We start from the raw sequence: 401 nt of genomic DNA on the forward strand, positions 1-401 counted from the left end.
TCCAAGAACTGAGTCTTGAAGACGTTATGGGCGAGCGGTTTGGTCGGTACTCGAAATATATTATTCAAGAACGAGCTCTTCCAGACATTAGAGATGGCTTAAAACCAGTCCAAAGACGAATTCTCTTCGCTATGAATGAGGATGGAAATACCTATCAACATGCTTATAGAAAATCAGCGAAGGCAGTTGGCAACGTAATGGGTAATTACCACCCACATGGTGATTCATCAATCTATGATGCTTTATTGCGCATTAGCCAAAATTGGAAAATGCGGGAACCGCTAATCGATATGAACGGAAATAATGGTTCGATCGACAACGATCCGCCGGCGGCAATGCGTTATACAGAAGCAAGACTATCTATGAATGCCGGTGACATGTTGACCGATATTGATCAACAA

General features: G+C 42.6%; 1 protein-coding gene. It reads left to right on the plus strand.

The annotated features are described in order from the left end of the window. The coding region (locus tag KH893_RS12740) for a DNA gyrase subunit A (protein ID WP_281166391.1) at positions 1–401 on the plus strand (401 nt) is incomplete at both ends.

This window comes from Liquorilactobacillus sicerae (assembly GCF_029916425.1).
Classification (GTDB): Bacteria; Bacillota; Bacilli; order Lactobacillales; family Lactobacillaceae; genus Liquorilactobacillus; species Liquorilactobacillus sicerae.